General features: G+C 54.7%; 23 protein-coding genes. 7 read left to right on the top strand and 16 right to left on the bottom strand.

Annotation, left to right across the window (positions count from 1 at the left end; translation table 11 throughout):
• Positions 1 to 108 precede the first annotated feature (108 nt).
• The 6 genes from JDW22_RS00650 to prmA all read right to left on the bottom strand — a co-directional run bounded on the left by JDW22_RS00650 (position 109) and on the right by prmA (position 5868).
• Entirely contained in the window at positions 109 to 732 is a 624-nt protein-coding gene (locus JDW22_RS00650; RefSeq protein ID WP_200520949.1) for a lipase family protein, read from the bottom strand.
• A gap of 368 nt (positions 733 to 1100) precedes the next feature.
• Entirely contained in the window at positions 1101 to 2618 is a 1518-nt protein-coding gene (gene putP / locus JDW22_RS00655) for a sodium/proline symporter PutP (protein ID WP_200520950.1), read from the bottom strand.
• Between the two features lie 231 nt (positions 2619 to 2849).
• On the bottom strand, positions 2850 to 3440 hold the full coding sequence (gene rdgB / locus JDW22_RS00660) for an RdgB/HAM1 family non-canonical purine NTP pyrophosphatase (RefSeq protein WP_200520951.1): 591 nt from the start codon (positions 3438 to 3440) through the stop codon (positions 2850 to 2852).
• 330 nt (positions 3441 to 3770) lie between these two features.
• Entirely contained in the window at positions 3771 to 4004 is a 234-nt protein-coding gene (locus JDW22_RS00665; protein ID WP_003796416.1) for an NGO_0222 family membrane protein, read from the bottom strand.
• A gap of 90 nt (positions 4005 to 4094) precedes the next feature.
• Complete coding sequence (locus JDW22_RS00670) at positions 4095 to 4958, bottom strand: hypothetical protein (protein WP_003796415.1); 864 nt, start codon at positions 4956 to 4958, stop codon at positions 4095 to 4097.
• A 22-nt stretch (positions 4959 to 4980) separates the two neighbouring features.
• The gene (gene prmA, locus JDW22_RS00675; RefSeq protein WP_200520952.1) at positions 4981 to 5868 is read right to left on the bottom strand and encodes a 50S ribosomal protein L11 methyltransferase; all 888 of its coding nucleotides are present in this window, start codon (positions 5866 to 5868) and stop codon (positions 4981 to 4983) included.
• A 244-nt stretch (positions 5869 to 6112) separates the two neighbouring features.
• Here prmA and rpsT point away from each other — a divergent pair, with 244 nt between their 5' ends.
• The gene (gene rpsT, locus JDW22_RS00680) at positions 6113 to 6376 is read left to right on the top strand and encodes a 30S ribosomal protein S20 (protein ID WP_003796408.1); all 264 of its coding nucleotides are present in this window, start codon (positions 6113 to 6115) and stop codon (positions 6374 to 6376) included.
• Here rpsT and JDW22_RS00685 read toward each other — a convergent pair.
• On the bottom strand, positions 6350 to 6601 hold the full coding sequence (locus tag JDW22_RS00685) for a hypothetical protein (protein WP_200520953.1): 252 nt from the start codon (positions 6599 to 6601) through the stop codon (positions 6350 to 6352). The two genes, rpsT and JDW22_RS00685, sit on opposite strands and share 27 nt — an antisense overlap.
• A 118-nt stretch (positions 6602 to 6719) precedes the next feature.
• Here JDW22_RS00685 and clpX point away from each other — a divergent pair, with 118 nt between their 5' ends.
• Positions 6720 to 8000, top strand: a complete 1281-nt coding sequence (gene clpX, locus JDW22_RS00690) for an ATP-dependent Clp protease ATP-binding subunit ClpX (protein WP_200520954.1) — start codon at positions 6720 to 6722, stop codon at positions 7998 to 8000.
• Positions 8001 to 8073: 73 nt separating this feature from the next.
• Positions 8074 to 8682, top strand: coding sequence for a hypothetical protein (locus tag JDW22_RS00695; RefSeq protein ID WP_235964648.1), 609 nt, complete (start codon positions 8074 to 8076; stop codon positions 8680 to 8682).
• Positions 8683 to 8840: 158 nt separating this feature from the next.
• Here the strand turns inward: JDW22_RS00695 and nfsA are convergent, their stop codons facing one another.
• The 3 genes from nfsA to JDW22_RS00710 form a co-directional block, all read right to left on the bottom strand.
• Complete coding sequence (nfsA, locus tag JDW22_RS00700; protein ID WP_200520955.1) at positions 8841 to 9578, bottom strand: oxygen-insensitive NADPH nitroreductase; 738 nt, start codon at positions 9576 to 9578, stop codon at positions 8841 to 8843.
• 226 nt (positions 9579 to 9804) lie between these two features.
• Entirely contained in the window at positions 9805 to 10941 is a 1137-nt protein-coding gene (locus JDW22_RS00705) for a hypothetical protein (RefSeq protein WP_200520956.1), read from the bottom strand.
• A complete protein-coding gene (locus tag JDW22_RS00710) occupies positions 10938 to 11867 on the bottom strand; it encodes an ABC transporter ATP-binding protein (protein ID WP_200520957.1) in 930 nt (309 codons plus the stop codon). The genes JDW22_RS00705 and JDW22_RS00710 overlap by 4 nt, the downstream gene beginning before the upstream one ends.
• A 59-nt stretch (positions 11868 to 11926) precedes the next feature.
• Here JDW22_RS00710 and JDW22_RS00715 point away from each other — a divergent pair, with 59 nt between their 5' ends.
• Entirely contained in the window at positions 11927 to 12370 is a 444-nt protein-coding gene (locus tag JDW22_RS00715) for a hypothetical protein (RefSeq protein WP_200520958.1), read from the top strand.
• A gap of 201 nt (positions 12371 to 12571) precedes the next feature.
• Here JDW22_RS00715 and pntB read toward each other — a convergent pair whose 3' ends face one another.
• Together pntB and JDW22_RS00725 are read right to left on the bottom strand one after the other, a co-directional pair.
• Entirely contained in the window at positions 12572 to 13957 is a 1386-nt protein-coding gene (pntB, locus tag JDW22_RS00720; protein WP_200520959.1) for a Re/Si-specific NAD(P)(+) transhydrogenase subunit beta, read from the bottom strand.
• 134 nt (positions 13958 to 14091) lie between these two features.
• Positions 14092 to 15627, bottom strand: a complete 1536-nt coding sequence (locus tag JDW22_RS00725; RefSeq protein WP_200520960.1) for a Re/Si-specific NAD(P)(+) transhydrogenase subunit alpha — start codon at positions 15625 to 15627, stop codon at positions 14092 to 14094.
• 462 nt (positions 15628 to 16089) lie between these two features.
• Here JDW22_RS00725 and JDW22_RS00730 point away from each other — a divergent pair, with 462 nt between their 5' ends.
• On the top strand, positions 16090 to 16680 hold the full coding sequence (locus tag JDW22_RS00730) for a manganese efflux pump MntP (RefSeq protein ID WP_200520961.1): 591 nt from the start codon (positions 16090 to 16092) through the stop codon (positions 16678 to 16680).
• 115 nt (positions 16681 to 16795) lie between these two features.
• Here JDW22_RS00730 and JDW22_RS00735 read toward each other — a convergent pair whose 3' ends face one another.
• The 3 genes from JDW22_RS00735 to ilvC all read right to left on the bottom strand — a co-directional run bounded on the left by JDW22_RS00735 (position 16796) and on the right by ilvC (position 19687).
• Entirely contained in the window at positions 16796 to 17302 is a 507-nt protein-coding gene (locus tag JDW22_RS00735; RefSeq protein WP_200520962.1) for a DUF2726 domain-containing protein, read from the bottom strand.
• An 83-nt stretch (positions 17303 to 17385) separates the two neighbouring features.
• Positions 17386 to 18183: a glycosyltransferase family 2 protein gene (locus tag JDW22_RS00740; RefSeq protein ID WP_200520963.1), complete on the bottom strand. Its 798-nt coding sequence runs from the start codon at positions 18181 to 18183 to the stop codon at positions 17386 to 17388.
• Between the two features lie 490 nt (positions 18184 to 18673).
• Positions 18674 to 19687: a ketol-acid reductoisomerase gene (ilvC, locus tag JDW22_RS00745; protein ID WP_003796367.1), complete on the bottom strand. Its 1014-nt coding sequence runs from the start codon at positions 19685 to 19687 to the stop codon at positions 18674 to 18676.
• A 309-nt stretch (positions 19688 to 19996) separates the two neighbouring features.
• On the opposite strand from ilvC, the gene JDW22_RS00750 reads away from it, so the two are divergent.
• Complete coding sequence (locus JDW22_RS00750) at positions 19997 to 22252, top strand: TonB-dependent siderophore receptor (protein ID WP_200520964.1); 2256 nt, start codon at positions 19997 to 19999, stop codon at positions 22250 to 22252.
• A gap of 93 nt (positions 22253 to 22345) precedes the next feature.
• Here JDW22_RS00750 and JDW22_RS00755 read toward each other — a convergent pair whose 3' ends face one another.
• A complete protein-coding gene (locus JDW22_RS00755) occupies positions 22346 to 22780 on the bottom strand; it encodes a hypothetical protein (protein ID WP_155803141.1) in 435 nt (144 codons plus the stop codon).
• Positions 22781 to 22937: 157 nt separating this feature from the next.
• Here JDW22_RS00755 and JDW22_RS00760 point away from each other — a divergent pair, with 157 nt between their 5' ends.
• Positions 22938 to 24602, top strand: a complete 1665-nt coding sequence (locus JDW22_RS00760) for an ABC transporter ATP-binding protein/permease (protein ID WP_200520965.1) — start codon at positions 22938 to 22940, stop codon at positions 24600 to 24602.
• Positions 24603 to 24686 lie beyond the last annotated feature (84 nt).

Genomic DNA, 24686 nt, shown 5'->3' on the forward strand with positions numbered 1-24686 from the left:
GCTATGCCGAAAACTGCGTTTCAGGCTGCCTTGGGCGCGCAGTGGGCTGTTGGGCAGCCTGAAAGGGTGCGGCGGCAAGGCGGGCGGAGCGGTTTGGCTTTTGGCTTTTCAGGCTGCCGTTGGCAAGAACCGCCCGTGTTGCAAGAAATGGGCGACTTGCCGGGCGACGGTTTCGTCAAACAGCAGGCCCGAATGGCTGCACGGCACCACCAGCTGCTGGCTGTCGGGCAGGGCGGTTTCGGCGAGGGCGACTGTGCCGTCGTTGGGTTCGGAGAATTGGGTTACCAGCCGCCCCAATCCTGCGGAGAGCGTGCCGGCGATGCTGCCGCATTCGATGGGCAGCGGCTGGTTGGGCAGGCTGCCGTCTAACGCGTTTTGCCATGAATCGCCGAGCATGCGCGGCATGATTTGTTTGACGCGCTGGGCGGTTTGGCTGCCTTGATGCGGCGAGCCGAGAGTTACGGCGCGCGCTTGCAGCAGCTCGGGGTGGAGGGCGGCAAGCTGGCGCAGCAGCAAGCCGCCGAGGCTGTGGGCAACGAAGTGGGTGGGCAGGATGTTTTCGCGCTGGATGTGGTGGGCAAGGGCGATAGCGTGGCTTTTCAGGCTGCCTTTGGTGGTGGGGTAGCTGAAATAGTGGGGCGTGAAGCCGTGGGCGGCGAGGCGGTTGCCCAGTGGTTTCATCACAAGGGCGGTCATGTGCAAGCCGTGTAGGAGTAGGACGTTTTGGGTCATGGGGGTGGCAGTAATTGAGGCAGCCTGAAAATGGGGTGGAGGGCAAGCGTTGTGGGGGTAAATTGTTTATCTGTTTTCAGGCTGCATCAGGTGGTTGAGGCAGCTTGAAAATGAATTTGGCGGCTGGATGGCTTTTGGCGACGCGCCGTTGCCGTTTTGTTTACGCGTGGTTGGGTTGTTTGCAAACAGCGTGCGCAACAAAGTTGCACACCCTACGCCCTTTTTCAGGCTGCCTATCGGGGTTATCGTTTATGCAAACAAAACCGATAGAACGCCTAGCCCAAAGCCCCAAGTCCATCCGCCCGCCCCAGCCTAAACAAATAAGGCAGCCTGAAAACCGCATCAACACGTTTCAGGCTGCCTCTGCACTATTTGGCTTGGTTATACGCATCGCGCGCTTGGTCAAACCGCGCCAACACATTTTCTTCGGGCGTTTTGTCGTTCAGCGAAACCAGCCATGCAACGAGCGTGGCAAGGATAAAGCCCGGCACGATTTCATACATCGTGGGCAGCTCGGCGCGTTTGAGCAGCGGATTGACCGCTTCCGCCCACAGCACCACCACCACCGCGCCGGTAATCATGCTGGCGAGTGCGCCCGTTTGCGTTAAACGTCGCCATGTGAGCGACAAAATTACCAACGGCCCAAACGCCGCGCCAAAGCCCGCCCAAGCGTAGGCAACCAAGCCCAACACGCGGTTTTCGGGGTTGGCGGCGATGATGATGGAAATGCCTGCCACCGCCAGCACCATGCCGCGCCCAATCCACACCAGTTCAGATTGCGTGGCGTTGGGGCGAAAAAAGCCTTTGTAGAAATCCTCGGTAATCGCGCTGGAACACAGCAGCAACTGCGCCGACAGCGTGGACATCACCGCCGCCAAAATCGCCGACAAAATCACGCCCGCAATCCACGGGTTGAACAGCAGCGTGGTCAGCGCGATGAACACGCGCTCGGGGTTGCCCTGCATGCTGGCGACCTGCTCGGGATGCGCGCCGAAGTAGGCGATGCCGAAATAGCCCACCATCACCGCGCCCAGCAGGCACAAAATCATCCACGTCATGCCGATGCGGCGCGCATTTACCAGCGATTTCACGTTTTCCGCCGCCATAAAGCGCGCCAGAATGTGCGGCTGCCCGAAGTAGCCCAAGCCCCAAGCGGCGGTGGAAATGATGCCCAGCACGGTTGTGCCGGTGAACAGGCTGCTGTATTGCGTGCCGCTGCTGGCGGTGGCAGCCTGAATCGCAGCGGAAACTTGGTCTGCGCCGCCCACGGCTAAATACACCATCACGGGGGTTAAAATCAGCGCAAAAATCATCAGCGTGGCTTGCACCGTGTCCGTCCAGCTTACGGCGAGAAAGCCGCCGATAAAGGTGTAGGCAATGGTTGCGCCCGCGCCTAGCCACATCGCTTGCATATAAGTCATATTGGGGAACAGGCTTTGAAACAAGCGCGCCCCCGCCACCACGCCCGAAGCGCAGTAAACTGTAAAGAAAAACAAGATGATAAATGCGGAGCTTAATTTAATCGCCACGCTTTTGCCGCCGAAGCGGTGGTAAAAATAATCGGGCAGCGTGAGCGCGTTATTGTTGTATTCGGTGTGCACGCGCAGCCGCCCCGCCACCCAAAGCCAGTTGAAATATGCGCCAACGGTTAAACCGATGGCAATCCATGCTTCGGAAAAGCCCGAAAGGTAAATCGCCCCCGGCAAGCCCATCAGCAGCCAGCCCGACATATCGCTCGCGCCCGCCGACATGGCGGTGACAAACGCGCCCAAGCTGCGCCCGCCGAGGATGTAGTCATCAAAATTTTTGGTGGAAAAATAGGCAACCAAGCCGATTCCAAGCACGGCAAATAAATATAAGCCGAATGTGATGTACATGGGGTTCATAAGCGTGCCCTCTGTGTATGTATTTGAAAAATTATGAAAAACGCCGCCATGAATGGTTTTGCTTTTAAGCGGCTGGGAAAATATTAACAAAAAATTTACAAAGCAACAAGTTTTGTTAAGAACGGGCGGCAGCCTGAAAAATAGAAACAGGGCGGGCTTTGGGCTACGCGGTCGTTTGCTAACCGTGTGCGCCAAAGCCCGCCCTGTTGTTCGGCGTTGCGCTATGGTTTTTCAGGCTGCCCGAATCTTGTCTAACAAGATTTGCAACGCTTGGGCGCGGTGGCTGATTTGGTTTTTGATTGCGGGCGCAAGTTGCGCGGCGGTGCAGCCGTGTTCGGGCAGATAAAAATGCGGGTCGTAGCCGAAGCCGTGTTCGCCCGCGCTTTCAGGCTGCCATTGCCCGCGCCAAATGCCCTCGGCGATGATGGGCTGCGGGTCGTTGGGATGGCGCACGAGCACCAGCACGCAAACGTAGTAGCAGGATTTGTCAGCATGGGGCGCGAGCTCGGCGGATGCTTTGGCGTTGTTGGCGGCATCGGATTTGGGCTCGCCAGCATAGCGCGCGGAATGCACGCCCGGTGCGCCGCCCAGCGCGTTGATGCAGATGCCGCTGTCGTCGGCAAGGGCGGGCAAGCCGCTGTGTTGGCTGGCGTGGCGGGCTTTGGCAAGCGCGTTTTCAACGAAGGTGCCGTAAGGCTCGGCGCATTCGGGCGTGTTGAACGCGGATTGTGGCAGGATTTGGATGCGGTGCGCGGCAAACAGGGCGGCGAATTCGCGCAGTTTGCCTGCGTTGTTGCTGGCGAGAACGATTTGGGAGAGCATGGTTTTCCTTGTTGGGCGGCATGAGGCAGCCTGAAAACGGTTGAATGGCGGGGGGTGTACTCGTTTTCAGGCTGCCTTAACGCAATGCAATAGGCAGCCTGAAACCTTTGCAAAACCCACAACCGATGGAGCGTCTGCGACTCGCCGACATCTTGGCAAAACAGTAATACTCTGTTTAATCAGCCATTTGGTGGCGAGCCGCCACCGTTCCATTTTAAATCTTAGTCTGCCGTTGGGTTTTTGCAAAGATTTCAGCCTGAAACCCAGATGTGTTCAACAGGGCTTTGCTGGTTGGCAAGATATTGGCGAATTACCGCCGTGCCATCGTTTTCAGGCTGCCTTATTGTTGGCATTTTGCTTGGCCAGCTGCTCGCGCGAGATTTGGCGGATATACAGCGCAAGGCTGGTAAATTGCCCCATCACTGCACCAAAGGCAAACAAAAACGCCGCCACGCCAAATTGCTTGCTGCCGATGTGAACCAGATAGCTGCCGGTTAGCAATAATGCGATAAAGAGCAATGAAAACAGGATGGTAAGAATCAGATAACGTTTGCGCGCAGTCATAAGGCAGCCTGAAAATAGGATGAGACAAAGTAAAAAAGCAAATAAGCAGCCTGAAAGTTGATTTTCAGGCTGCTTTGAATAGTGAAAGGGCTAGCGAATATCCAGCACCCAGTAAAACAGCTGCATAATCAACACCATCAGCGCGACAATGGACGCAGCCATCCAGTTAAATTCGCTGCTGGGGGAAAGCGTAACATCGTTTTTTGTGGGCGGAATGGTGGGCGCGTGATTGCCGAGCGCAAGCGTGTTGGGCGCGGCAACGGGTGCTATGCCGGTGCCGCCTTGCCCGTCGCCCAGCAGGGTAAACACAAGGCTGTCGGTGTGGATGGTGATATTGTTTTGTTGCCCGTCGGTGCGCATTTCGCTTACGGCGGTGGTTTTGCTGTTTTTGGCGGCGGGTTTCATGGCGATTTGCGGTAGTTGGCTGCTGATGCTGTCGCGGTCAAGCAAGGAAAAAGCGGTGCCGTTGCCTACTTCGGCAAAGGTATGTGCCATGCCATCGGCACGTGGCACGCGGTATTCCAGTGGACGTTGTTCATGGCGTTGTTGCTTGCTGATTTCGTGAACTGTTTTGGCGATTTTGGGCGCGGTGGTTTCCTTTTTATCATGGTCGTTGAAAAAAGCATCCAACGATTTGGCGGTTTGCTCGCGCAGTTTATCGGCTGTCGATTTTTCTTTGGCTAACACTTCGCCTTGCAATGCCGCTTTTTTTTCTGTTTCTTTTTTGGGTGCGGTGGGTTTGGTTGTATTGGCTTGCGCTTGTGGCGCAGCTTTTTCTGTGGGTTTGGCATCTAGCTTGCCATTCGGTTGCTGCGCTTTTTTGCTTTTTTTCACTAGCTGAAAAATATGGTTGCAAGACGAACACACGGCACGCCCTTGCGTTTTGTTCAAATCAACACTATCCAACACCGAAATATGGTTGCATTTGGGGCATTTAACTTTAACTTCGCTCATAAATGTACTCTGAAAGGGGAATTTAGCGTTTGGTGCCGGTGATGCACGCCCAGCCGTTGTTCACAATAGCCGGGGCGAGGTCAAACCATTGCGCGTAAATCGCGCTCATCTCGTCAATCTGTTCTTCTAAGATGCCGGATAACACAATTCTGCCGCCTGTTCGGGTGCGGCTGGCGAGCATATCGCCGAGCATGCGCAACGGGTTGGCCAAAATATTGGCAACCACCACATCAAACTGCCCTTGCGGCAAGCCGTCGGGCAGATAAAAGGCAGCCTGAACTTCGTTTTGCGCGGCATTGTCGTTGCTGGCTTTAATCGCTTGCGGGTCAATATCCACGCCTGTTGCGCTGCCTGCGCCCAGCTTCAATGCGGCAATACTTAAAATGCCTGAGCCGCAGCCGTAATCCAAAACCGATTCGCCGCCGCGCAAATTATTGTCCAGCCATTGCAGGCAAAGGTGGGTGGTGGGGTGGCTGCCCGTTCCAAACGCCAAACCGGGGTCTAGGCGCAGGTTGATGGCACGGGCATCGGGGGCATCGTGCCATGTGGGGGTAATCCACAGGCGGTCGGAAATTTTAATCGGGTCAAACTGCGATTGGGTAAGGCGCACCCAGTCTTGCTCTTCCAGTGTTTCCAAGCTGTATTCGGGCGGTTGGATGGGGATGCTGGCGGCGGTGTTGGCGATGATTCGGGCAACATCGGCGTGTTCGTCAAACAAGGCGATAATCAGGCTTTGCTGCCACACTTGCTGCTGCGGCATATCGGGTTCGCCAAAAATGGGCTGTTCGTTTTCTGTGCCGGCAAGGGCATCTTCAATGGCGGCGGACAGCGCGCCGTGTTCCATTAGGGCATCGGACAAGAGCTCGGCAAGGCTTTCGGGAACGGGAATGCTGGCTTGTTGGTAAGACATGGTTTTTGCGTTTGCAAACGTGTTTTAAAATTGTAGTGCGTTATTTTAACAGTATTTTGCATTGTGTTGAAAATTATTAGAATGCTTGTTCGCAAGTGGCGCGGATTGCACGGGGTGGCTTGGGCGGATTTTCAGGCTGCCGCCTTGCTTTGCTGAGCGTGAAAATGCTTGCATTTGCATGGCTTGCTGTTTAAAATGGCGCGTTTTACCAATCTGCCTTTGATTTTATTTTAGGAGTAACTACATGGCTAATAGCGCACAAGCACGCAAACGTGCTCGTCAATCTTTGAAAAATCGTGCACACAACGCAAGTTTGCGTACTGCTTTTCGCACTGCGGTTAAAAAAGTGTTGAAAGCGGTTGAAGCGGGCGATAAAGCGGCGGCACAAGCCGTTTACCGTGAAAGCACCAAAGTTTTGGATCGCATCGCTGATAAAGGTGTGTTCCATAAAAACAAAGCGGCTCGTCACAAAAGCCGTTTGTCAGCAAAAGTTAAAGCAATGGCTTAATGCTTGTTGAATAGAAAAATCCTGTTGCAGCGATGCGGCAGGATTTTGTTTTTCAGGCTGCCTCAATGTAATCAGCGGAAGCGGATTAAGGCAGCCTGTGTAGCAAAGCGGAGTTATATAGCTGTTCCACACAGCCTTAGACAAGGCGGCAAGCCGCAAATCATACAAGACAAGTAGTACAGCAAAACTGGCTTTGTCCAAATCTGCGATTTGGCAACAAACCATTTCGCAAAGCGCAAGAGCCAACGCGCTATAAGGCTGTGTGGAGCGACTATAAAATGGTTTTTTCTAGGCTGGGCTGTTATACTGCGCGGCTATTTTTTAACACAATCTAACCGAACTTATGACTGAACAAACCCCAAAATGCGCCTTTTGCGGCAAACACAAAGACGAAGTGCAACATTTGATTGAGGGCGAGGACAACGCTTTTATTTGCAACGAATGCGTGAGCGAATGCGCGGCAATGTTGGCGGATGCGCCTGCTTCGGGCGAGAAAACCATCCAAAAAGAAGCGGCGGATAACGCACCGCTGCCCACGCCTGCCGAGTTGGTGGCGCAGTTGAACGAGCATGTCATCGGGCAGGATGCGGCGAAAAAAGCCCTTGCCGTGGCGGTGTACAACCATTACAAGCGGCTGCGGCAGCCTGAAAACGGCAAGGCGGAGCTGGCGAATGTGGAGTTGTCTAAATCTAATGTGTTGCTGATTGGTCCGACGGGCTCGGGCAAAACGCTGTTGGCGCAATCGTTGGCGCGCAAATTGAATGTGCCGTTTGCGATGGCGGATGCGACCACGCTCACGGAGGCGGGCTATGTGGGCGAGGATGTGGAGCAGATTATCACCAAGCTGCTGGGCAACTGCGATTTTGATGTGGACAAGGCGCAGCGCGGCATTGTGTATATTGACGAGATTGACAAGATTTCGCGCAAGTCCGACAGCCCGTCGATTACGCGCGACGTGTCGGGCGAGGGCGTGCAGCAGGCGTTGCTGAAATTGGTGGAGGGGACGATTGCCAGCGTGCCGCCGCAAGGGGGGCGACGCAATCCGAATCAGCAATTTATCAGCGTGGACACGTCTAACATTTTGTTTATTTGCGGCGGGGCGTTTGCGGGCTTGGATAAGGTGATTCGCCAGCGCACGGAGCAGGGCGGCATTGGCTTTGGCGCGCAGGTGCACAGCAAGGATGACAACGCGAATATCAGCGAGCTGTTTGCCCAAGTTGAGCCCGAGGATTTGATTAAATTCGGCTTGATTCCCGAATTGATTGGGCGTTTGCCTGTGTTGGCGAGCTTGGCGGAATTGGACGAGGCGGCGTTGGTGCGGATTTTGACCGAGCCGAAAAACGCGCTGGTGAAGCAGTTCCAAGCCTTGTTTGCGATGGAAAACGCGGATTTGCAATTTGAACCCGATGCGCTGGCGGCAATCGCGGCGCTGGCGATGAAACGCAAAACGGGGGCGCGCGGCTTGCGTTCTATTGTGGAGCGCGTGTTGTTGGAGACGATGTATGCGCTACCTGATTTGAAAGATGTGGCGAAGGTGGTGGTTACGCGTGATGTGGTGGAAAATAATCACGCGCCTGTGTTGTATCGGGCGGATGGGAGCGTGGTAGCGCATACTGTGCAATAAGTTTTCAGGCTGCCTCTGTGTGTACATGAGGCAGCCTGAAATGATGTTGAACCTTGTAAACAAAGGAAATTTTATGAAGCTACTTTATTTATCCAGCCTTGTTTTGCTGGCGGCTTGCACCAGCAATGCGCCTGTGCATCAAAAATCGTCTGCGGGATACGACAGCCAAAGCCAAGCGCGGATTCGCCTGTATGGGCAAAACGGCAAGCCCAGCTATGCCTACACCAATATTGATTGCGACAGCAACCGCAAAGGCACCAAAATCGGCGTGGGCGGCTCGCTGGGCGATGCGTTTGGCTCGCTGGTGGGCGCATCCAGCAGCCAAAGCATAGGCATTCCTGAAACGGAAATCAGCAAAAATGTGGGCAAGATGAACGGGCTGGCATCGCGTGCGTTTTTCCGCGAATTTGCGATTCCTGCGGGCAAGCCTGTGAACGCGCAAACGTTTTACATCGGCTTAACCAACACGCTGCACACCGAGACGCACACGATTATCCAGCACGAAGGATCGTGTTCATCCAATATGGCTTCGTTTGTGCCACAGGCGGGGCATGATTATGAGATAGTGGGCAGCAAAGGGCGCAGTTGCGGCGTGAACGTGTTTGAGGTGGGGGCGCAAGGCGAATTGACCCCTGTGGCGGTGGAGCCTGCGGTGAGATGCCAGCGTAAACCACGCGGTTGATTGAAGTGATGAAGTGATAAAGGCAGCCTGAAAACGATGTTTGAGACGTTTTCAGGCTGCCTTTGTTTGGGCTGATGCTGTTGCTATGAGGCAGCCTGAAACTTTGACAAAACCTGCAAACGATGGAGCGTTGCCGCCCATATTGTTTTTCAGGCTGTCTATCGTTTGGCAAAGCCCTGCGCTTGCAAATAGCGCAGCAAATCGGGGCGCACCTCGTGGCAAAATTGGTTGCGGATTTGTTGCGCCCAGTCCATTTGCGCTACGCCGTCGCGCGTGCGGTAATAGGCTTGCACGTTGTCGTTGTAGGCTTGCAAATCGGCAGCAGAGGCAGCTTGAAAACGGTTTTCCGACAAAATCACATCCAGCGGCAAGCGTTCGCGTTTCATCGGCTCTTGGTCGGGATAACCCAAGCACAGCCCCACAATCGGCACCACGCCTTGCGGGCAGCCTAACAGTGCGCCCACGCGGGCTAAATCGTTGCGGATGCTGCCGATAAATACGCCGCCCAGCCCGATGCTTTCGGCGGCGAGCAGCACGTTTTGCGCGAAGATGCCTACGTCCACCGCGCCAATCAGCAAGACTTCGGTCCAATCCAGCTGGGCATCGGGGGCGAAGTGGGCATAGCGCGTGGTGTCGGCGCAGAACACGATGAACTCGGGCGCGGTTTCCACATAGCTTTGCCCGCCTTTGCCGCCTGCGGCGCAGATGGGGCGGATTTGCGCGCGGATGGCAGGGTCGCTCACGCGGATGATGCTGACGATTTGCATAAAGCTGGACGACGACGCGGCTTGCCCCGCTGATAGCACGCTGCGCAGGGTGTCGGCGGCGATGGCTTGCGGTTTGAATTTGCGGATGGAGCGGTGGGCGAGGGCGGTTTGGATAACGGGGGAGGGCATGGGGATTCCTTTGGGTTGAGTTGGGGATGAGTGGCAGCCTGAAACCTAAAAATTAAAGTGGCGATGGCTTGTTGCCAAAGGGCGGTGTTGAGTAAGGTTTTACTGGTTGGAAAGATGTCGGCGAGCCGCCGATGCTCCATTTTGTTTTCAGGCTGCCTTTTGATAAACGCGAGAGGCAGCCTGAAAACGTTTTAACAACCCGTTTTCAGGTTGCCTCTGCCTACACTTACGACAGCATAGCCCACAGCCCGCGCAGCAGCAAAAACACTGACAACGCCAGCGTAATCGCGTTATAGCGCAGCGACAAAATATTGCTGCACAGCAAGGCAATCGCGGCAAACAGCAAAATCTGCATAAACGGCGCCAGCAACGCCCCGCCGCCCAGCAGCGCGGAAGCCACAACCGCCAGCGGCAACGCCACCAGCCACACGGGCATTTCGCGCCAGCTTTTCCATTTGCCAAAATGGCGATTATCTTGCGTTACCAGCGACACAAAGCCCAGCAGCGCATAGTGCTGTGCCAGCAAAAACAGCAGCACATTTTTATCCGCCGCCCAAAAATACACAACGGACGAGGCAACCGCCAGCAGCAACAGGGTAAAGCGCGGCGATTGCAAATGCAGCTTCCACGCCATAATCGCGCGCACCGCTAGGCTAGCAAGCAAAGCCGTGATAACGGATGAAATCAGCAGCGCAAACGGCGTGCTCACATCGTCAATAGAATAATATGGGTTGGTGTATTGCTGGCGTTCAAGGTCATACGGAAAAACAGCGCGCATCGCATCAACGCTGTCCGACATAAACACACTCCACACCACAAACGCCAAAATCAGCTGAATCACCGCGCCCGAATATTGCCGATTGCCACGCCCAAACTGCAACGCATTGGCAAGCACCACGCAGGCAAATGCCCACGCGCAAAACGGCATCATCAGCAGCAAACACACCGCGTCAGTAGCCGTTGTGCTGCGATGGTTGTCTAAAAATACGCCGTAGCCCACCATCAGCCAGCCGATAACAAACCCCGCCCAAGCCACGGTGGGCGCGGCGATGATGCGCGAATACGTCATTTGCCAGGGCGATAATGCCGACATCCGCAGCTGGTCAAAGGCGTTGGCGGCAATATCGTTTTTCAGACTGCGTTCCACCAACACAAAGCCTGCGACGGCAGAAAGCATTAAGCCTATGCCGCCAATGCTTGCCAAATGGTCGTGCCAAGCGCGGTATTCGTATTTGGCAAAGGCAAACAGCGCGTAAATAATCGCCACGCCCGCTATCATGCCCCAGCTTAAATTGAGCCACAGCAGGCGTTGAAATTCGGCGTTCACCCAAATTTTGGGCGTTTTGATGTTTGGCGTGTTCATAGTTTATCCCTTTGAATATTCAACGTGTTTTGATAGCTTTCCAACAACGATGTGCGCACCCGTTCCAGCGCACACACAGGCAATTCGCGCTGCACCAAATCGCGCAGTAAAGCCGCGCACGCCAAATTGCCCGCAGGCAAGACAACGTGCAAGGCATCGCCGATGGCTTCTGCCGATTGCACCGCCGCCAACGCACGTACCGCCGCCGCCAGCTCCGCCGCCGTGCGGTTAGCAAAACGCAGGCGCACCGTTTGCGTTTCAGGCTGCCCTTCGCCGTGCAGGGCTTGGAACGCCTGAATCCGCCCCTGCTTAATCACGAGCATGTGGCTGCAATATTCGTCCAGCTCCGACAAAATATGGCTGGACACCAAAATCGTCATCCCATCGCGTTGCAGTTGCAACAACAAAAGCGACAGCTCGTGCCGCGCTTCGGGGTCAAGCCCGCTGGCCGGCTCGTCCAGCAGCAAAAATTTGGGGCGATGGATGATGACTTGCCCAATGCCCACGCGCTGCTTTTGCCCGCGCGACAAATTGCTCACGCGGCTATACAGCTTATCCGCCAGCCCCAAAAGCTGCACCGTGCTGCCCACCGCTTGCGCCAAATCGCCATCGGATACGCCGCGCGATTTTGCCGCGTAGGTTAGGCATTGGATAACGGATAAGCCTTCGGGCAAGCCGAAAATGTCGGGCAGATAGCCGAGCTGGGCGAAGCTCGCGCGCGGGTTTGCCAAGATAGGCTTGCCGCCGAGCAACACTTCGCCGCTGCTGGGGCATTCCAGCCCCGCCATGCAGCGCATCAGCGTGGATTTGCCCGCGCCGTTGGGCCCGATTAAGCCGGTGATGCTGCCCGCGGGCAGTTCTACGTTGATGTTGTACAGCACTTGGCGGCTGTCATAATGGAAATTGAGATTTTGGGCGGTGAGCATTTGCTGGGATTCCTTTTGGATGGCGGTTGAGGCAGCCTGAAAACGGGAATGGAAGATAGATGCGCGATTTTAAAGCAAAAAAAGGCAGCCTGAAATCTAAAACGGAGCGGCGGCTCGCCAAATGGTTGTACGGAATAGGGCGGTGCTGTTTATTCGGCAAACTGTCGGCAAGCCGCCGCTGCTCCGTGGCTTGCAGGTTCGGCAAAGATTTCAGGCTGCCTCAATCATGGCAACAACAGCCAATCGCACCCCACGCCATCCAAGCCCAAAGGCAGCCTGAAAACGTGTTTGGCGGCTGTTTTTACTTTGCAGAAACGCGCTTTGCTCGTTTTCAGGCTGTGCCTTTAAGCGGAGCTGACCTTTTGCCCGCGCAGGCGTTTCGCCGCCTGCCACGAGCAGAGGCAAGCCCCTGCACCCCACGCGCAAAACCCGTTCAGGCTGCCCAAACATTGCCCCCGCGTTTCGGCAGCCTGAAACACAAAATGGCGCAGTTTGCCCGATAGAAAACGCAGCCTGATTTCATCCGCCGCTTGGTGGCAAACCTTCGCCGCGCCGTTTGCTGCAACGTTGCCAAGGTTTCAGGCTGCCTTAATGCGCAAACCCATATCGTCATGCCAAGCAATAAAATCGCCCAACTAAAAAAGGCAGCCTGAAAACGCATTTCACTCGTTTTCAGGCTGCCTTTTGCAGCTGATGGCGCAGCGTTATTTTTTCAACTCTGCCAAAATCTCATCCACCGTGCCTTTGGCATCACCAAAGCACATCACGGTGTTTTCGTTAAAGAACAGCGGATTTTGCACGCCCGCATAGCCCGTGTTCATGGAGCGCTTGAACACCACCACTTCTTTCGCTTTCCACACTTCCAGCACAGGCATGCCTGCGATGGGCGAGTTGGGGTCGGTTTGCGCGGCAGGGTTCACCGTGTCGTTCGCGCCGATGACCAGCACCACATCGGTTTCGGGGAAATCATCGTTGATTTCGTCCATTTCCAACACGATGTCGTAGGGCACTTTCGCTTCGGCGAGCAACACATTCATGTGCCCAGGCAAACGCCCAGCCACGGGGTGAATGCCAAAGCGCACGGTTACGCCTTGTTTACGCAGCAAATCGGTAATCTCAGCAACAGGATATTGCGCCTGCGCCACCGCCATGCCATAGCCAGGGGTGATGATCACGCTGCCAGCGCCTTTGAGCATTTCAGCCACTTGCGCGGGCGAAACTTCGCGGTACTCGCCCACTTCTTCGCTGCCCGATGCTGCCGCCGCACCGTCGGTACCGAAGCCGCCTGCAATCACAGAAATAAACGAGCGGTTCATCGCTTGGCACATGATGTAGGACAAAATCGCGCCGCTGGAACCCACCAGCGCGCCGGTAACAATCAGCAAATCGTTAGACAACATAAAACCCGCTGCCGCAGCCGCCCAGCCTGAATATGAGTTCAGCATGGACACCACCACGGGCATATCCGCGCCGCCGATGGAAGCCACCAAATGCCAGCCAAACGCCAGCGCAATCGCGGTCATCACAATCAGGGCGAACCAGCTGCCGTTCGCGCCCACAAACACCAACATCAACACAAACGACACCAACAGCGCGGCTAGGTTGAGCTTGTGTTTGTGTGGCAGTTTCAAAGGCTTGCTGCTGATTTTGCCGTTTAATTTGCCAAAGGCGACCAGCGAGCCAGTAAACGTTACCGCGCCGATGAAAATGCCGAGGAACACTTCCACCAAGTGAATGGTGTGCATTTCTTCGGCAACGCTGCCTGCGTCAATAAAGCTGTTGAAGCCCACCAACACCGCCGCCAAGCCCACAAAGCTGTGCAGCAAGGCGATGAGCTCGGGCATTTCGGTCATTTCCACTTTTTTGGCTTTGTAGATGCCCAGCGCCGCACCGATGAGCATGGCGATGATAATCCAGCCCAAGCCTGATACGTTGTCGGCAAAAATGGTGGCAAACAGCGCAATCGCCATGCCCGCGATGCCTGAATAACAGCCCTGCTTGGCGGTTTCCTGCTTGGACAAGCCAGCCAGCGAGAAGATAAATAAGATGGCAGCGACAATATAAGCTGCGGTTACTAATCCTGTGGACATTGTTTGGTCTCCGAGATTTTAGATTTAGATTTAATGGATGGAATAAATGGGTTTGGGTTTTCAGGCTGCTTCTAAATGTTGGCAAATAGCAGATGAGCATTTGCGATTGCATGAGACAGCCTGAAAACGCCGCTTTACCCTTTTCTAAACATATTCAACATTCTGCGCGTAACAAAAAAGCCGCCGAAAATATTGATGCTCGCCAGTAGCACGGCAATAAACGCCAAGAACGACACCACGCCGCCTGCGCCAATTTGCAACAGCGCGCCCACCACAATAATCCCCGAAATGGCATTGGTAACCGCCATCAGGGGCGTGTGCAGCGAATGGCTCACATTCCAAACCACATAATAGCCAATCACGCAAGAGAGCACGAACACGATGAAATGCTGCAAGAAGGCTTCGGGAGCCACCGCGCCCACCCACAAAATCAACGCCGCCGCAATCACCGCAGGCGCAACGCGCTTCCATGCGGGCACAGGCGCAGGCTCGGGCTTGGCAACCGCTTTTTCAGGCTGCTTATCTTGTTGCGGCGCGGCGGAAACTTGAATGGCTGGCGGTGGGAAGGTGATTTCGCCATCGCGCGTAACCGTCATATTACGGATGATCACATCTTCAAAATTCAGCGCAATTTCGCCGTCTTTGTTGGGCGAGAGCAGCTTGGTGAGATTGACTAAATTGGTGGCATAAAGCTGGGATGATTGCCCTGCCAAGCGGTTTGCCATATCGGTGTAGCCGATGATTTTCACACCGTTGTCGGTAACGAACAATTCGCCGGGTTTGGTTAATTCGCAGTTGCCGCCCGTTGCCGCCGCCAAATCCACAATCACCGAGCCTGCTTTCATGCTGGCAACCATATCGGCGGTAATCAGCTTAGGCGCGGGCTTGCCGGGGATGGCGGCGGTGGTGATGATGATGTCCACTTCGCGCGCTTGCTCAGCAAACAGCTTCATTTCGGCGGCGATAAATTCTTCGCTCATCACTTTGGCATAGCCATCGCCCGAGCCACCGCTTTCTTGCGGAAAGTCCAATTTAAGGAATTTGCCGCCCATGGATTCGATTTGCTCCGCCACTTCCAAGCGGGTGTCAAACGCGCGCACCACCGCGCCAAGCGAGTTTGCCGTGCCAATCGCCGCCAAGCCTGCCACGCCTGCGCCAATAATCAGCACCTGCGCGGGCGGCACTTTGCCTGCGGCGGTGATTTGCCCTGTGAAAAAGCGGCCAAAGGCATTCGCCGCTTCAATCACCGCGCGGTAGCCCGAAATGTTCGCCATGGAAGAGAGCGCGTCCAAAGCCTGCGCGCGCGAAATGCGCGGCACCATGTCCATCGCCAGCACGTTGATTTTTTTGTCGTTCAGTTTTTGCACCAGCTCTTCGTTTTGGCGCGGGTAAAGAAAGCTCACCAGCGTTTGCCCTTCGTGTAAACGATTGATTTCTTTATCGCTGGGCGCGTTCACTTTATAAATCAACGGCGCAGACCAAGCGTCTTTCGCGTTCACCAACACCGCGCCCGCTTCTTCAAACGCCGCATCGGTTAAGCCCGCCGCCACACCTGCGCCGCGTTCTACCGCCACTTCAAAGCCCAATTTTTGCAACTGGGCAACCGTGTTAGGCGTTGCCGCAACGCGGGTTTCGCCTTTTAGGGATTCTTTGGGGATGGCTATTCTCATGATGGTTTCCTTAGAAGTTGAAGTTGAAATGGCGCGGCAAGGGCAGGTTAATGGTGCACACGCCCCACAGGCAGCCTGAAAATTAAAACCCGTATCTGCTTTTCACGCGGCAGCTGTTGCGCCGCAAAATCTGTCCGCACGGCTTATGAATACAGGCGCTGATAATAGAATAGGGCGGCCGGATGCAACTTGCGCCCGCGGTTTTCAGGCTGCCTCAATAGGCGCCGCCCGCAAGCAGCCTGAAAAATACCCCAAACGATACGCGAATCACTCCCAGTTTACAAGGCTTAATAAACAATGGGCGATATTTAACAAACTTCAATCGGCAGCCTGAAAACCTGAATGGCGCGGCAACGGCTTGCCGCTCCAATATACGCGGGCAGGGCGCAAGCGTTTTCAGGCTGCCCATTACAAAAAACGGTATAATCCGCGCCTTTTGCCAAAACAATCATACCGTTTAACATGAACCCACTCGCCACCGCTCTGCTCGCATTCAGCATGTCTGCCGACGCATTCGCCGCCGCCATTGCGCGCGGTGCCAGCAGCGGCAAACTCCGCACCGCGCAAGTAGCCCAAATCGCACTCACCTTCGGCATCGTCGAAACGCTCACCCCCCTTATCGGCTACGGCGCAGGCATCATCGCCGCCCCGTTTATCGAAGCCTTTGACCACTGGATTGCATTCGGCTTGCTGCTGGTGTTGGGCGGCAAAATGATACGCGAAAGCCTGTCGCCCGCAGACGAAGCCGAAGCGGACGGCAGCGCAGCCGACAAACAAGCCGCCATGCCTTCCAAATGGCTGCTGCTCATCACCGCCGTCGCCACCAGCATCGATTCGATGATTGTGGGCGTGAGCCTTGCCTTTTTGGAGGTGAACATCTGGCTCACCGCGCTGGCCATCGGCTCGGCAACCACGCTGATGGCGGTCATCGGCATCAAGCTGGGCGGCGTGTTAGACAGCGTTATCGGCAAACGCGCCGAGCTGTTCGGCGGCATCGTGCTCATCGGCATCGGCACGTTTATCCTGTTGGAACACCTCGGTTTGATGGCGTAAGCCGTTCGGGCTGCGCGCAACTGCGTTTCAGGCTGCCGAATGTGTTCCGCATCAGGCAGCCTGAAACGCAGTTTGGCGTAGTGTTGTCTCCCGTCAACCGCCTGCGCCGCGCCCGCTAATCGCTTTTCCTGTCAATCCGCCGAATCAGCTTCGCAATCTCTTCATGGCTCGGCGTTTCGCCCACCAGCCAGCGCACTACCGCTACGCCCGCCGCTTGCGTCGCCTTGTTTTTGCGGTTGTCCGCCTCTTGCCGCTCGGGCAATTCGTGCGTGCGGTCGTCCACCTCAATCACCGCAATCGGCGTGCTGTCGGCGCGGCAAATCACAAAGTCGTAGCTCAAACGGCTCACAAAATTAAACCAATAATACGTTTCGCGGCTTTTGGGCACTTCCAACACGCGCGAGGCCTGCACTTGGCAAAACACCATGTAATCGGGCAGGGCTTCCAGCAGCGTGCTATACACGTCCATTTCCGTTGCCGTCATCAGCGGGCGGCGCAGATAGGGCAGCTTGGGGTGTTTTGCCAAAAAAGGATTTTTGTTGCGCCTGCGCAGCAAAGCAATCGGCAGGGCAACAAAAACCAGCAGCAGGATAACGAGGGTAAAAATCAACGAGGGTTTCATAGAGGCAGCCTGAAAACAAAAATACCGCCCCCGCGCGGAGCGATGTTGATTAAATCAATAGGCGGGCAACCGTTTCAGGCTGCCTATTGCCGATTCACCAGTAACGGCATCACGCCCGTTTGCGGTGCAGCCAAAATGGTTTTCAAGCTGCCTAATTGCTGCTGGATATGCTGCGTTACTTGGTTGGCGCGCTGCATATCTTGCGCCGCCACATGGCGCGGGTTGTGTTGAAACAAAATCGCATCCAGCAAATGCGCGGCGTGAATATCATCGCGCCAATAATGCAGCACCGCAGGCTCGCGCTCGTCAAACAGCGTGCCCACCACGCTGCTGCCCACCGTTGCCAAGCCCAGCGCGCCGTCTTCGCCGCCAAAACGGCGGAACAAATCATCGTGCGGAAAGCCGCCGCAAGCCAAGAAAAACACGCGGCGAAACACCGTATTGCCGCCCACCGTCATTTGCACGCTGTGCCATGCCCGCGCAAAATCAGGCTGCTGGCGATATTTTTCAGGCAGCCCCACCGCGTGCAGGCGCAGGCGCACCAATCCCAAAAAATCAAACTTTTCAAAGGCAACGCAGGCAGCGGCTAACGCGCCGTGTTGGTATTCATCGTCTGCATCCAAAAAGGCAATCAGCGGCGCAGAGCTTTGCAATGCACCCCAATTGCGCGCCATCGCCGCGCCGCCGTTTTCAGGCAGCCTAAACGCTTGGATTTTGTTGGGAAACTGCTGTTTCAGTTGCAAGATGGTTTGCCAAGTGTGGTCGGTGGAGGCATCGTCTATCAGCCAAATGCGCTCGGCTTCGGGTTGATTGAGGCAGCTTTGCACGGCGCGGGGCAGGGTGTGGGCAGCGTTGTAGCAGGGGATGATGATGTCTAGCATGGGGTGAAATGCGCGGAATATGGATAACGAAATAGGATAGGCAGCCTGAAAATGGGAAACCCGGAGGCAGCCTGCGGAGCGCAGCGGAGTTGCGAAGTTAAAACAAGATTAGTGCATTGTGGTTAGCTTTGAACGCAGCTTTAACCATGCGTCTCGTGCCGACGGGGCACTTACTTTTCTTTGCTTCGCCAAAGAAAAGTAAGCAAAAGAAAGGCGACCCCGACGTGCAGGTTTGGCTGCGTCAAACTTCCCGAAGGCCGCATTCTTTTTTCAGCGCGTGCGAACTAGCCGCGCTTTGCGCGTCGTCGAACAAGTGCACGCTTTTTCCCGAAAAAGGATGCTCCGTTCGGCTGAACGTAGGGGAGAGGCAGTAGCATCAAACGTAGCTGATAGATTGGGCAGCCTGAAACCCACCCTATCTAATAAAAAACCGTTTGGCAGAACACCAAACGGTTTTGTCTTTTCAGGCTGCCTGATGATTTAGCGCAGATTAGTTTTTATCTTGGTCAACCAATTTGTTTTTGCTAATCCAAGGCATCATGCCGCGCAATTGCGCACCAATTTGCTCCACAGGATGCGCCGCGTTTTGGCGACGACGCGCGGTCATGCTGGCGTAGTTGGTTGCGCCTTCGGTGATAAACATTTTGGCGTATTCGCCCGATTGAATGCGTTTCAAAGCATTGCGCATCGCCTCGCGCGATTGTTGGTTGATGACTTCGCCGCCTGTAACGTATTCGCCAAATTCCGCGTTGTTGGAAATGGAGTAATTCATGTTGGCGATGCCGCCTTCGTAAATCAAATCCACAATCAGCTTCATCTCGTGCAAGCATTCAAAATAAGCCATTTCAGGCGCGTAGCCCGCTTCGGTAAGCGTTTCAAAGCCTGTTTTAATCAGCTCAACCAAGCCGCCGCACAACACGGCTTGCTCGCCAAACAAATCGGTTTCGGTTTCTTGGCGGAAATCGGTTTCAATCACGCCGCCTTTGGTGCCGCCGTTTGCCGCCGCGTAAGACAACGCCACATCGCGCGCCTTGCCCGTTGCATCTTGGTGCACCGCAATCAAAGAAGGCACGCCGCCGCCTTTCAAAAACTCGCTGCGAACGGTATGCCCCGGGCCTTTGGGCGCAATCATGATTACGTCCACGCCTTTGGGCGCAACGATTTGGTTGTAGTGAATATTGAAGCCGTGGGCAAATGCCAAGGCTGCGCCATCTTTCAAGTTGGGCGCGATTTCGTTTTTGTAAACCAGCGGTTGGTTTTCATCGGGCAGCAAAATCATCACTACATCCGCCGCTTTGGTGGCTTCGGCAACGGTGCGCACGTCAAAACCTGCCGCCACCGCTTTGTTCCAAGATGCGCCTTGGCGCAAGCCCACCACCACGTTTACGCCGCTGTCTTTCAAGTTGGCAGCGTGCGCATGGCCTTGCGAGCCATAGCCAATAATGGCAACGGTTTTGCCTTTGATAAGGGATAAATCAGCATCTTTGTCGTAATAAACTTTCATGAGGTTTCCTTTGCTTTCAAAAGATTAGAGAACGGGTTGATTTTCACCTACCTGACAAAGGGGCAGTCTCGTTTGGAAACGGCGGCTTTATCAAATCGGGCAACGGTTGTGCCGTTGTCGTGCGATAAAAATGCGAAATGAGCGCGAATGTTACACCATTTGTAACGGAACGTAAATTTCAGGCAGCCTGAAAATACGCAAAGCAAAAATATTTTACGAATAGTTATCATTCGTTAATTAAGTTGAATTACAAAGCCGCGCTTTTGTTTGATTTCCCTGTTTTTTAACCCTGTTTTTGAAAGAATTCCCATGACCATCCGCAAAACATGGCTTGCCGCCAGCGTGTCTGCTGCTTTGTTTAGCCTAGCCGCGCAAGCCGCAGATGAAAACGCCGCCGCGGCGGCTGCCGAAAGCGGCGTGCAAACGCAAACCCTGCAAAATATCATCGTTTCCGGCGTTAACCGCAGCACGCGCATCGAAAACAAAGACACCTACACCACTTCCGCGATGAAAACCACCACGGGCTTGGCGTTGTCGCCCAAGGAAACGCCCCAATCGGTGAGCGTGATTACCAAAACCCAGCTCAACGACCGCGGTATCAGCAGCCTGAAAGACGCGATGAAAACCACCACAGGCGTAAACGTGCTACGCGAATCAGGGCGTTATCGTTTCCAATCGCGCGGTTTTTATGTTGACCAAATTGAAGAAGATGGCATCGCCACCACCGTGGCAGGCTCTTCGGGCAACCCTTACCGCGATGCGCAAAGCCTGTATGACATGGCGATTTATGACCACGTTGAAGTGGTGCGCGGGGCAACAGGTTTAACCCAAGTGAACGGCGAACCGGGCGGCACAGTAAACGCCGTGCGCAAAAAACCCACCGCGCAAACGCAAATTCAAGGCGATTTGCTGGTGAACCGCTTTGGCAAAGCCCGCGCCACGCTAGACGTTTCAGGCAGCCTGAATGCGTCTAAAACACTGCGCGGGCGCAGCGTGATTGTGGGCGAGCGTAGTCGCGGCTTTAAAGACGACGATAAAGGCGATTTGGGCTTGTTCTACGGCGTGTTAGAAGGACACATCGGCGAAAACACCAAAGTAACCGCAGGCTTGCTCCACCAACGCTACACCGAAACGCCTGATTACTTTGGCGTGCCCATGAGCGTGAGCGGCGGCGATGCAGGTTTCAACACCGACACCTATCTGGGCTACGATTGGACACACGCCAAATTCCGTAAAACCAACGCCTTTGCCGAGTTAGAACATTATTTCAACGACGATTGGGTGGCGACCGCCAAGTTTAACTATATTTACAGCAAATCCAACAGCCGTCTTGGCGCAATCTATGATGCTAGCACCACATACAAAGGCTTGCCGGCAGGCGGCAAACTGAACACGCAAAATTTCCAAAACTATCAAAACAACGGGCATCAAGCCACCGTTCAGCTTAACCTAAACGGCAAATACGACCTGTTTGGGAGCAAGCATGATGTGTTCTTGGGCTACACCTATTCGCGTGAAAACAACGACACCACATGGCGACGCATCCGCAACAGCCGCGCCTACGACCCGCGCACGTTTACAGGCGGCGAGCAAGCCGAGCCAAACTGGGCAAACTACAACGACCGCACGTTCTACCACAACCGCATCACATCCAACAGCTTAATGCTGGGCACACGCGTGAATGTGTTAGACAACCTGCACGTTATCGTGGGCACGCGCTACACCCAATGGAAAGCCAACGGCGTAGTGGATTACGATTGGTGGAACAACCGCCCCGACTCCGACCCCGATGAACACAGCATCCGTCGCAAAAATCGCTTTGTGCCTTACTTCGGTATCACCTACGACATCACGCCCAGCCAAAGCGTGTATGCCAGCTACACCAGCATTTTCAAACCCAACAGCGCCAAAGACATCAACGAGCGTTATCTAAAACCCGTGGTGGGCAACAACTACGAAATCGGCTGGAAAGGCGAATGGTTTAACCGCAAGCTCAACACCTCTGTTGCCTTGTTCCAAATTGACCAGAAAAACCGCTCGGTGCAAGTTTATTTCCCCACGCGCAACAAGTGGTACAACGAAAACGTAGGGCACGTTCGCAGCCGCGGCTTGGATTTGGAGATTTCAGGCAACCTCACCGAAAACTGGAAAATCTTTGCAGGCTACACGCTCAACAACAGCAAATATATGCGCGGCGAAAACGGGCGCAACAGCGTATCGCCTTATTTGCAAGGCGCAAATTACAGCCGCCACACGCCCAAACACATTTTCAGGCTGCATACCAGCTATGATTTGCCTTGGGGCGGCCGCAAATGGACAGTTGGCGGCGGTGTAAGCGCGCAAAGCAAAACCAGCAGCCTAGGCTATGTGAAACAAGGCGGCTACGCGCTTTGGCACGCCAACGTGAAATACACGCCCAGCGAAAACTTGCAATTTAGCCTGATTGCCGACAACCTGTTTAACAAACGCTATTTTGAAAACAACAAAGTGCGTTACAACGGCATCAACAACTATCTGGGCGAACCGCGCAATATCTCGCTCAAAGTAGATTGGAAGTTTAAATAAAACACAGAGGCAGCCTGAAAACATCCATTTCAGGCTGCCTATTTAGGTTTTGGTTTGGGCAGCCTGAAAAAGCGGTTTCAGGCTACCTAATGATTAAAAGCCCAATTCTTGCAAAATTGCTTTGGCATTGGGAATTGGGTCAATCCGCGCCATCGGATATTTTTCCACGCTGGCACGATGATGCTGAATATAGTATTCCACATCCTCCGCCTTATAGCCCAGCAATTTACCGATTGTGCGTTCTACATCGTCATCAAAACCATTCAATTGTTTGAGTGTAACCAATTTTTGAATATTGGGGTCATCAGGTGAATGCGAGACGATTTGGTAATCATAAGGCTTACCTTGATAATTAAAAATAGAACATATATCGGTGCGAAATAATTGCCCGCTGGCGAGATAAGGTTCAAATTCCTCAGGAATAGGATAAAAGGAAAAATAGAGTGCTAATGGTTTTTCACCAGACAGCATCAATTCCAACTCCTTGCCCTCGTGCGGTCTGATAGAGGGATGTTTTTTCGCCATCAATCAATCTTTCTTTGTAAACAAAATGGCACACAGTAAGGCAGCCTGAAAAGGCGATTGCTGTTTCAGGCTGCCTTTTTAAACAAGCATTTGAGCTATTCAAACATCGCTAAATGCGATTGTCTATCATAAAATAAACTATTTACTCACGTCAAACACCATGAATACCCTAAAACATTTCTACCAACTCGCCCGCCCGTTTTGGGGCGGCAAAGGCAGCCTGAAAGCGTGGTTGCTGCTGGCTGCTGTCATCGGTTTTGCGCTGGCGATTGTGCGCGTGAGCGTTTACATCACCGCATGGAACAAAGATTTCTACGACGCGCTGGAACAATTCAACCGCCCGCTGCTCTACACGCTGCTGTGGCAATATCTGGGCTACATCGCGTTCACGGTGGGCTTTGTGGTGCTGGGCAACTGGCTGCGCAAAATCCTCGTGTTCCGCTGGCGCGAGCAGCTCACCGAGCAATTCACGCAAATGTGGCTGGCGCGCCATCGCGCTTATCGCTTGCAAATCCAGCCGCAGGGCGAGCCTGATAACCCCGACCAGCGCATCGCCGAAGATTGCTTTTTGCTTGCCGATAAAAGCATTGATTTATTTAAATATTTCATTATGAACGCCGCCAAGCTCGGCGCGTTTGTGATTGTGTTGTGGCAGCTTTCAGGCAGCCTGAAAATAGACATCGGTGGCAAAACATGGGTGCTGCACGGCTATCTGGTGTGGGTGGCGCTGGGCTACACGCTGGTGTGCACGCTCGCCACGCACCTGATTGGGCGCAAGCTGCATCCGCTCAACATCGACCGCCAGCACCGCGAAGCCGACTACCGTGCCAACCTGCTGCGCGTGCGCGACCATGCCGAGCAAATCGCCTTTTATCGCGGCGAAAACACCGAGCATCTGCGCCTGCGCCGCCGCTTTGCCGCCGTGCGCGAAAACTGGCATGCGCTCATCGGGCGCGAGCTGCGGCTGGAAACCTTTTCCGCCACCTATCTGCGCGTTACGCAATTTATCCCCATCGCCGCCGCGCTGCCGCTGTATCTGGCGCACACGCTCACCTTTGGCGGGCTGATGCAGGCGCGTTCCGCCTTTGGCAACGTGCAAGACGGCTTTGGCTGGTTTATGGATTACTATAAGCGGATTATGGAATGGGCGGCGGTGGTGTCGCGGCTGGCGGATTTTCAGGCTGCCTTGGATGATGTGCCCACGCTGCCTGAAACCGAGTTGCCCCAACCCCAAGATGACGCAGCCGCATCGGTGCAGTTTGAGCAAATGGTTGTGCGGCAAAATCGCCCGATTAACGCGCAGATTGGCGCGGGCGAATATGTGCTGCTGGATGGCAAAAGCGGCGCGGGCAAAACCAGCTTGCTGCGCGTGTTGGCAGGCTTAACCGCGCCCGATAGCGGCAGCGTACGGCTTTCGGGCAGCGTGCTGTTTTTGCCGCAAAAGCCCTATTTGGCATTAGGCAGCCTGAAAAACCTGTTGAGCTACCCCAGCGCAACGCCCTTGCCCGAAGATGCCATCCGCGCCGCGTTGGCAAAAGTCGGCTTGGCGCGGCTGAACGACGAATTGGATGCGGTTGCCGATTGGCAGGCGCGCCTGTCGGGCGGCGAGCAACAGCACATCGGCATCGCCCGCGCCTTGCTGCACCGCCCGCAGATTTTGGCGATGGACGAACCCACCGCCGCGCTGGACGATGCTTCCGCCGAGGCTTTGTTTGCGCTGCTGCAACAAGAATTGCCGCACACCGCCGTGCTGTGCGCCACGCATCAAGCCGTGCTGCGCGAACGCTTTGCACGGCGGATTGAACTGCTGGCGGATGGGGAATAGGTTTCAGCTGCGCCGAACGGCGTTTCAGGCTGCCTAACCGTGCAAACAGGAGGGCAGCCTGAAACCCAAAATAGAACGGCAACG

The sequence above is a fragment of the Kingella bonacorsii genome (assembly GCF_016623605.1).
In the GTDB taxonomy this organism is placed as follows: domain Bacteria; phylum Pseudomonadota; class Gammaproteobacteria; order Burkholderiales; family Neisseriaceae; genus Kingella_B; species Kingella_B oralis.

Bases quoted from the DNA above. Each gene is read 5' to 3' on its own strand.
- rpsT (WP_003796408.1), top strand. From the start codon at position 6,113: ATGGCTAATAGCGCACAAGCACGCAAACGTGCTCGTCAATCTTTGAAA.
- JDW22_RS00695 (WP_235964648.1), top strand. From the start codon at position 8,074: ATGAAGCTACTTTATTTATCCAGCCTTGTTTTGCTGGCGGCTTGCACC.
- pntB (WP_200520959.1), bottom strand. From the start codon at position 13,957: ATGTCCACAGGATTAGTAACCGCAGCTTATATTGTCGCTGCCATCTTA.
- JDW22_RS00650 (WP_200520949.1), bottom strand. From the start codon at position 732: ATGACCCAAAACGTCCTACTCCTACACGGCTTGCACATGACCGCCCTT.
- JDW22_RS00725 (WP_200520960.1), bottom strand. From the start codon at position 15,627: ATGAGAATAGCCATCCCCAAAGAATCCCTAAAAGGCGAAACCCGCGTT.
- prmA (WP_200520952.1), bottom strand. From the start codon at position 5,868: ATGTCTTACCAACAAGCCAGCATTCCCGTTCCCGAAAGCCTTGCCGAG.
- JDW22_RS00685 (WP_200520953.1), bottom strand. From the start codon at position 6,601: ATGGTTTGTTGCCAAATCGCAGATTTGGACAAAGCCAGTTTTGCTGTA.
- JDW22_RS00730 (WP_200520961.1), top strand. From the start codon at position 16,090: ATGAACCCACTCGCCACCGCTCTGCTCGCATTCAGCATGTCTGCCGAC.
- nfsA (WP_200520955.1), bottom strand. From the start codon at position 9,578: ATGCCCTCCCCCGTTATCCAAACCGCCCTCGCCCACCGCTCCATCCGC.
- JDW22_RS00715 (WP_200520958.1), top strand. From the start codon at position 11,927: ATGCGCGATTTTAAAGCAAAAAAAGGCAGCCTGAAATCTAAAACGGAG.
- putP (WP_200520950.1), bottom strand. From the start codon at position 2,618: ATGAACCCCATGTACATCACATTCGGCTTATATTTATTTGCCGTGCTT.
- JDW22_RS00710 (WP_200520957.1), bottom strand. From the start codon at position 11,867: ATGCTCACCGCCCAAAATCTCAATTTCCATTATGACAGCCGCCAAGTG.
- JDW22_RS00705 (WP_200520956.1), bottom strand. From the start codon at position 10,941: ATGAACACGCCAAACATCAAAACGCCCAAAATTTGGGTGAACGCCGAA.
- ilvC (WP_003796367.1), bottom strand. From the start codon at position 19,687: ATGAAAGTTTATTACGACAAAGATGCTGATTTATCCCTTATCAAAGGC.
- JDW22_RS00760 (WP_200520965.1), top strand. From the start codon at position 22,938: ATGAATACCCTAAAACATTTCTACCAACTCGCCCGCCCGTTTTGGGGC.
- JDW22_RS00735 (WP_200520962.1), bottom strand. From the start codon at position 17,302: ATGAAACCCTCGTTGATTTTTACCCTCGTTATCCTGCTGCTGGTTTTT.
- rdgB (WP_200520951.1), bottom strand. From the start codon at position 3,440: ATGCTCTCCCAAATCGTTCTCGCCAGCAACAACGCAGGCAAACTGCGC.
- JDW22_RS00665 (WP_003796416.1), bottom strand. From the start codon at position 4,004: ATGACTGCGCGCAAACGTTATCTGATTCTTACCATCCTGTTTTCATTG.
- JDW22_RS00740 (WP_200520963.1), bottom strand. From the start codon at position 18,183: ATGCTAGACATCATCATCCCCTGCTACAACGCTGCCCACACCCTGCCC.
- JDW22_RS00750 (WP_200520964.1), top strand. From the start codon at position 19,997: ATGACCATCCGCAAAACATGGCTTGCCGCCAGCGTGTCTGCTGCTTTG.
- JDW22_RS00670 (WP_003796415.1), bottom strand. From the start codon at position 4,958: ATGAGCGAAGTTAAAGTTAAATGCCCCAAATGCAACCATATTTCGGTG.
- clpX (WP_200520954.1), top strand. From the start codon at position 6,720: ATGACTGAACAAACCCCAAAATGCGCCTTTTGCGGCAAACACAAAGAC.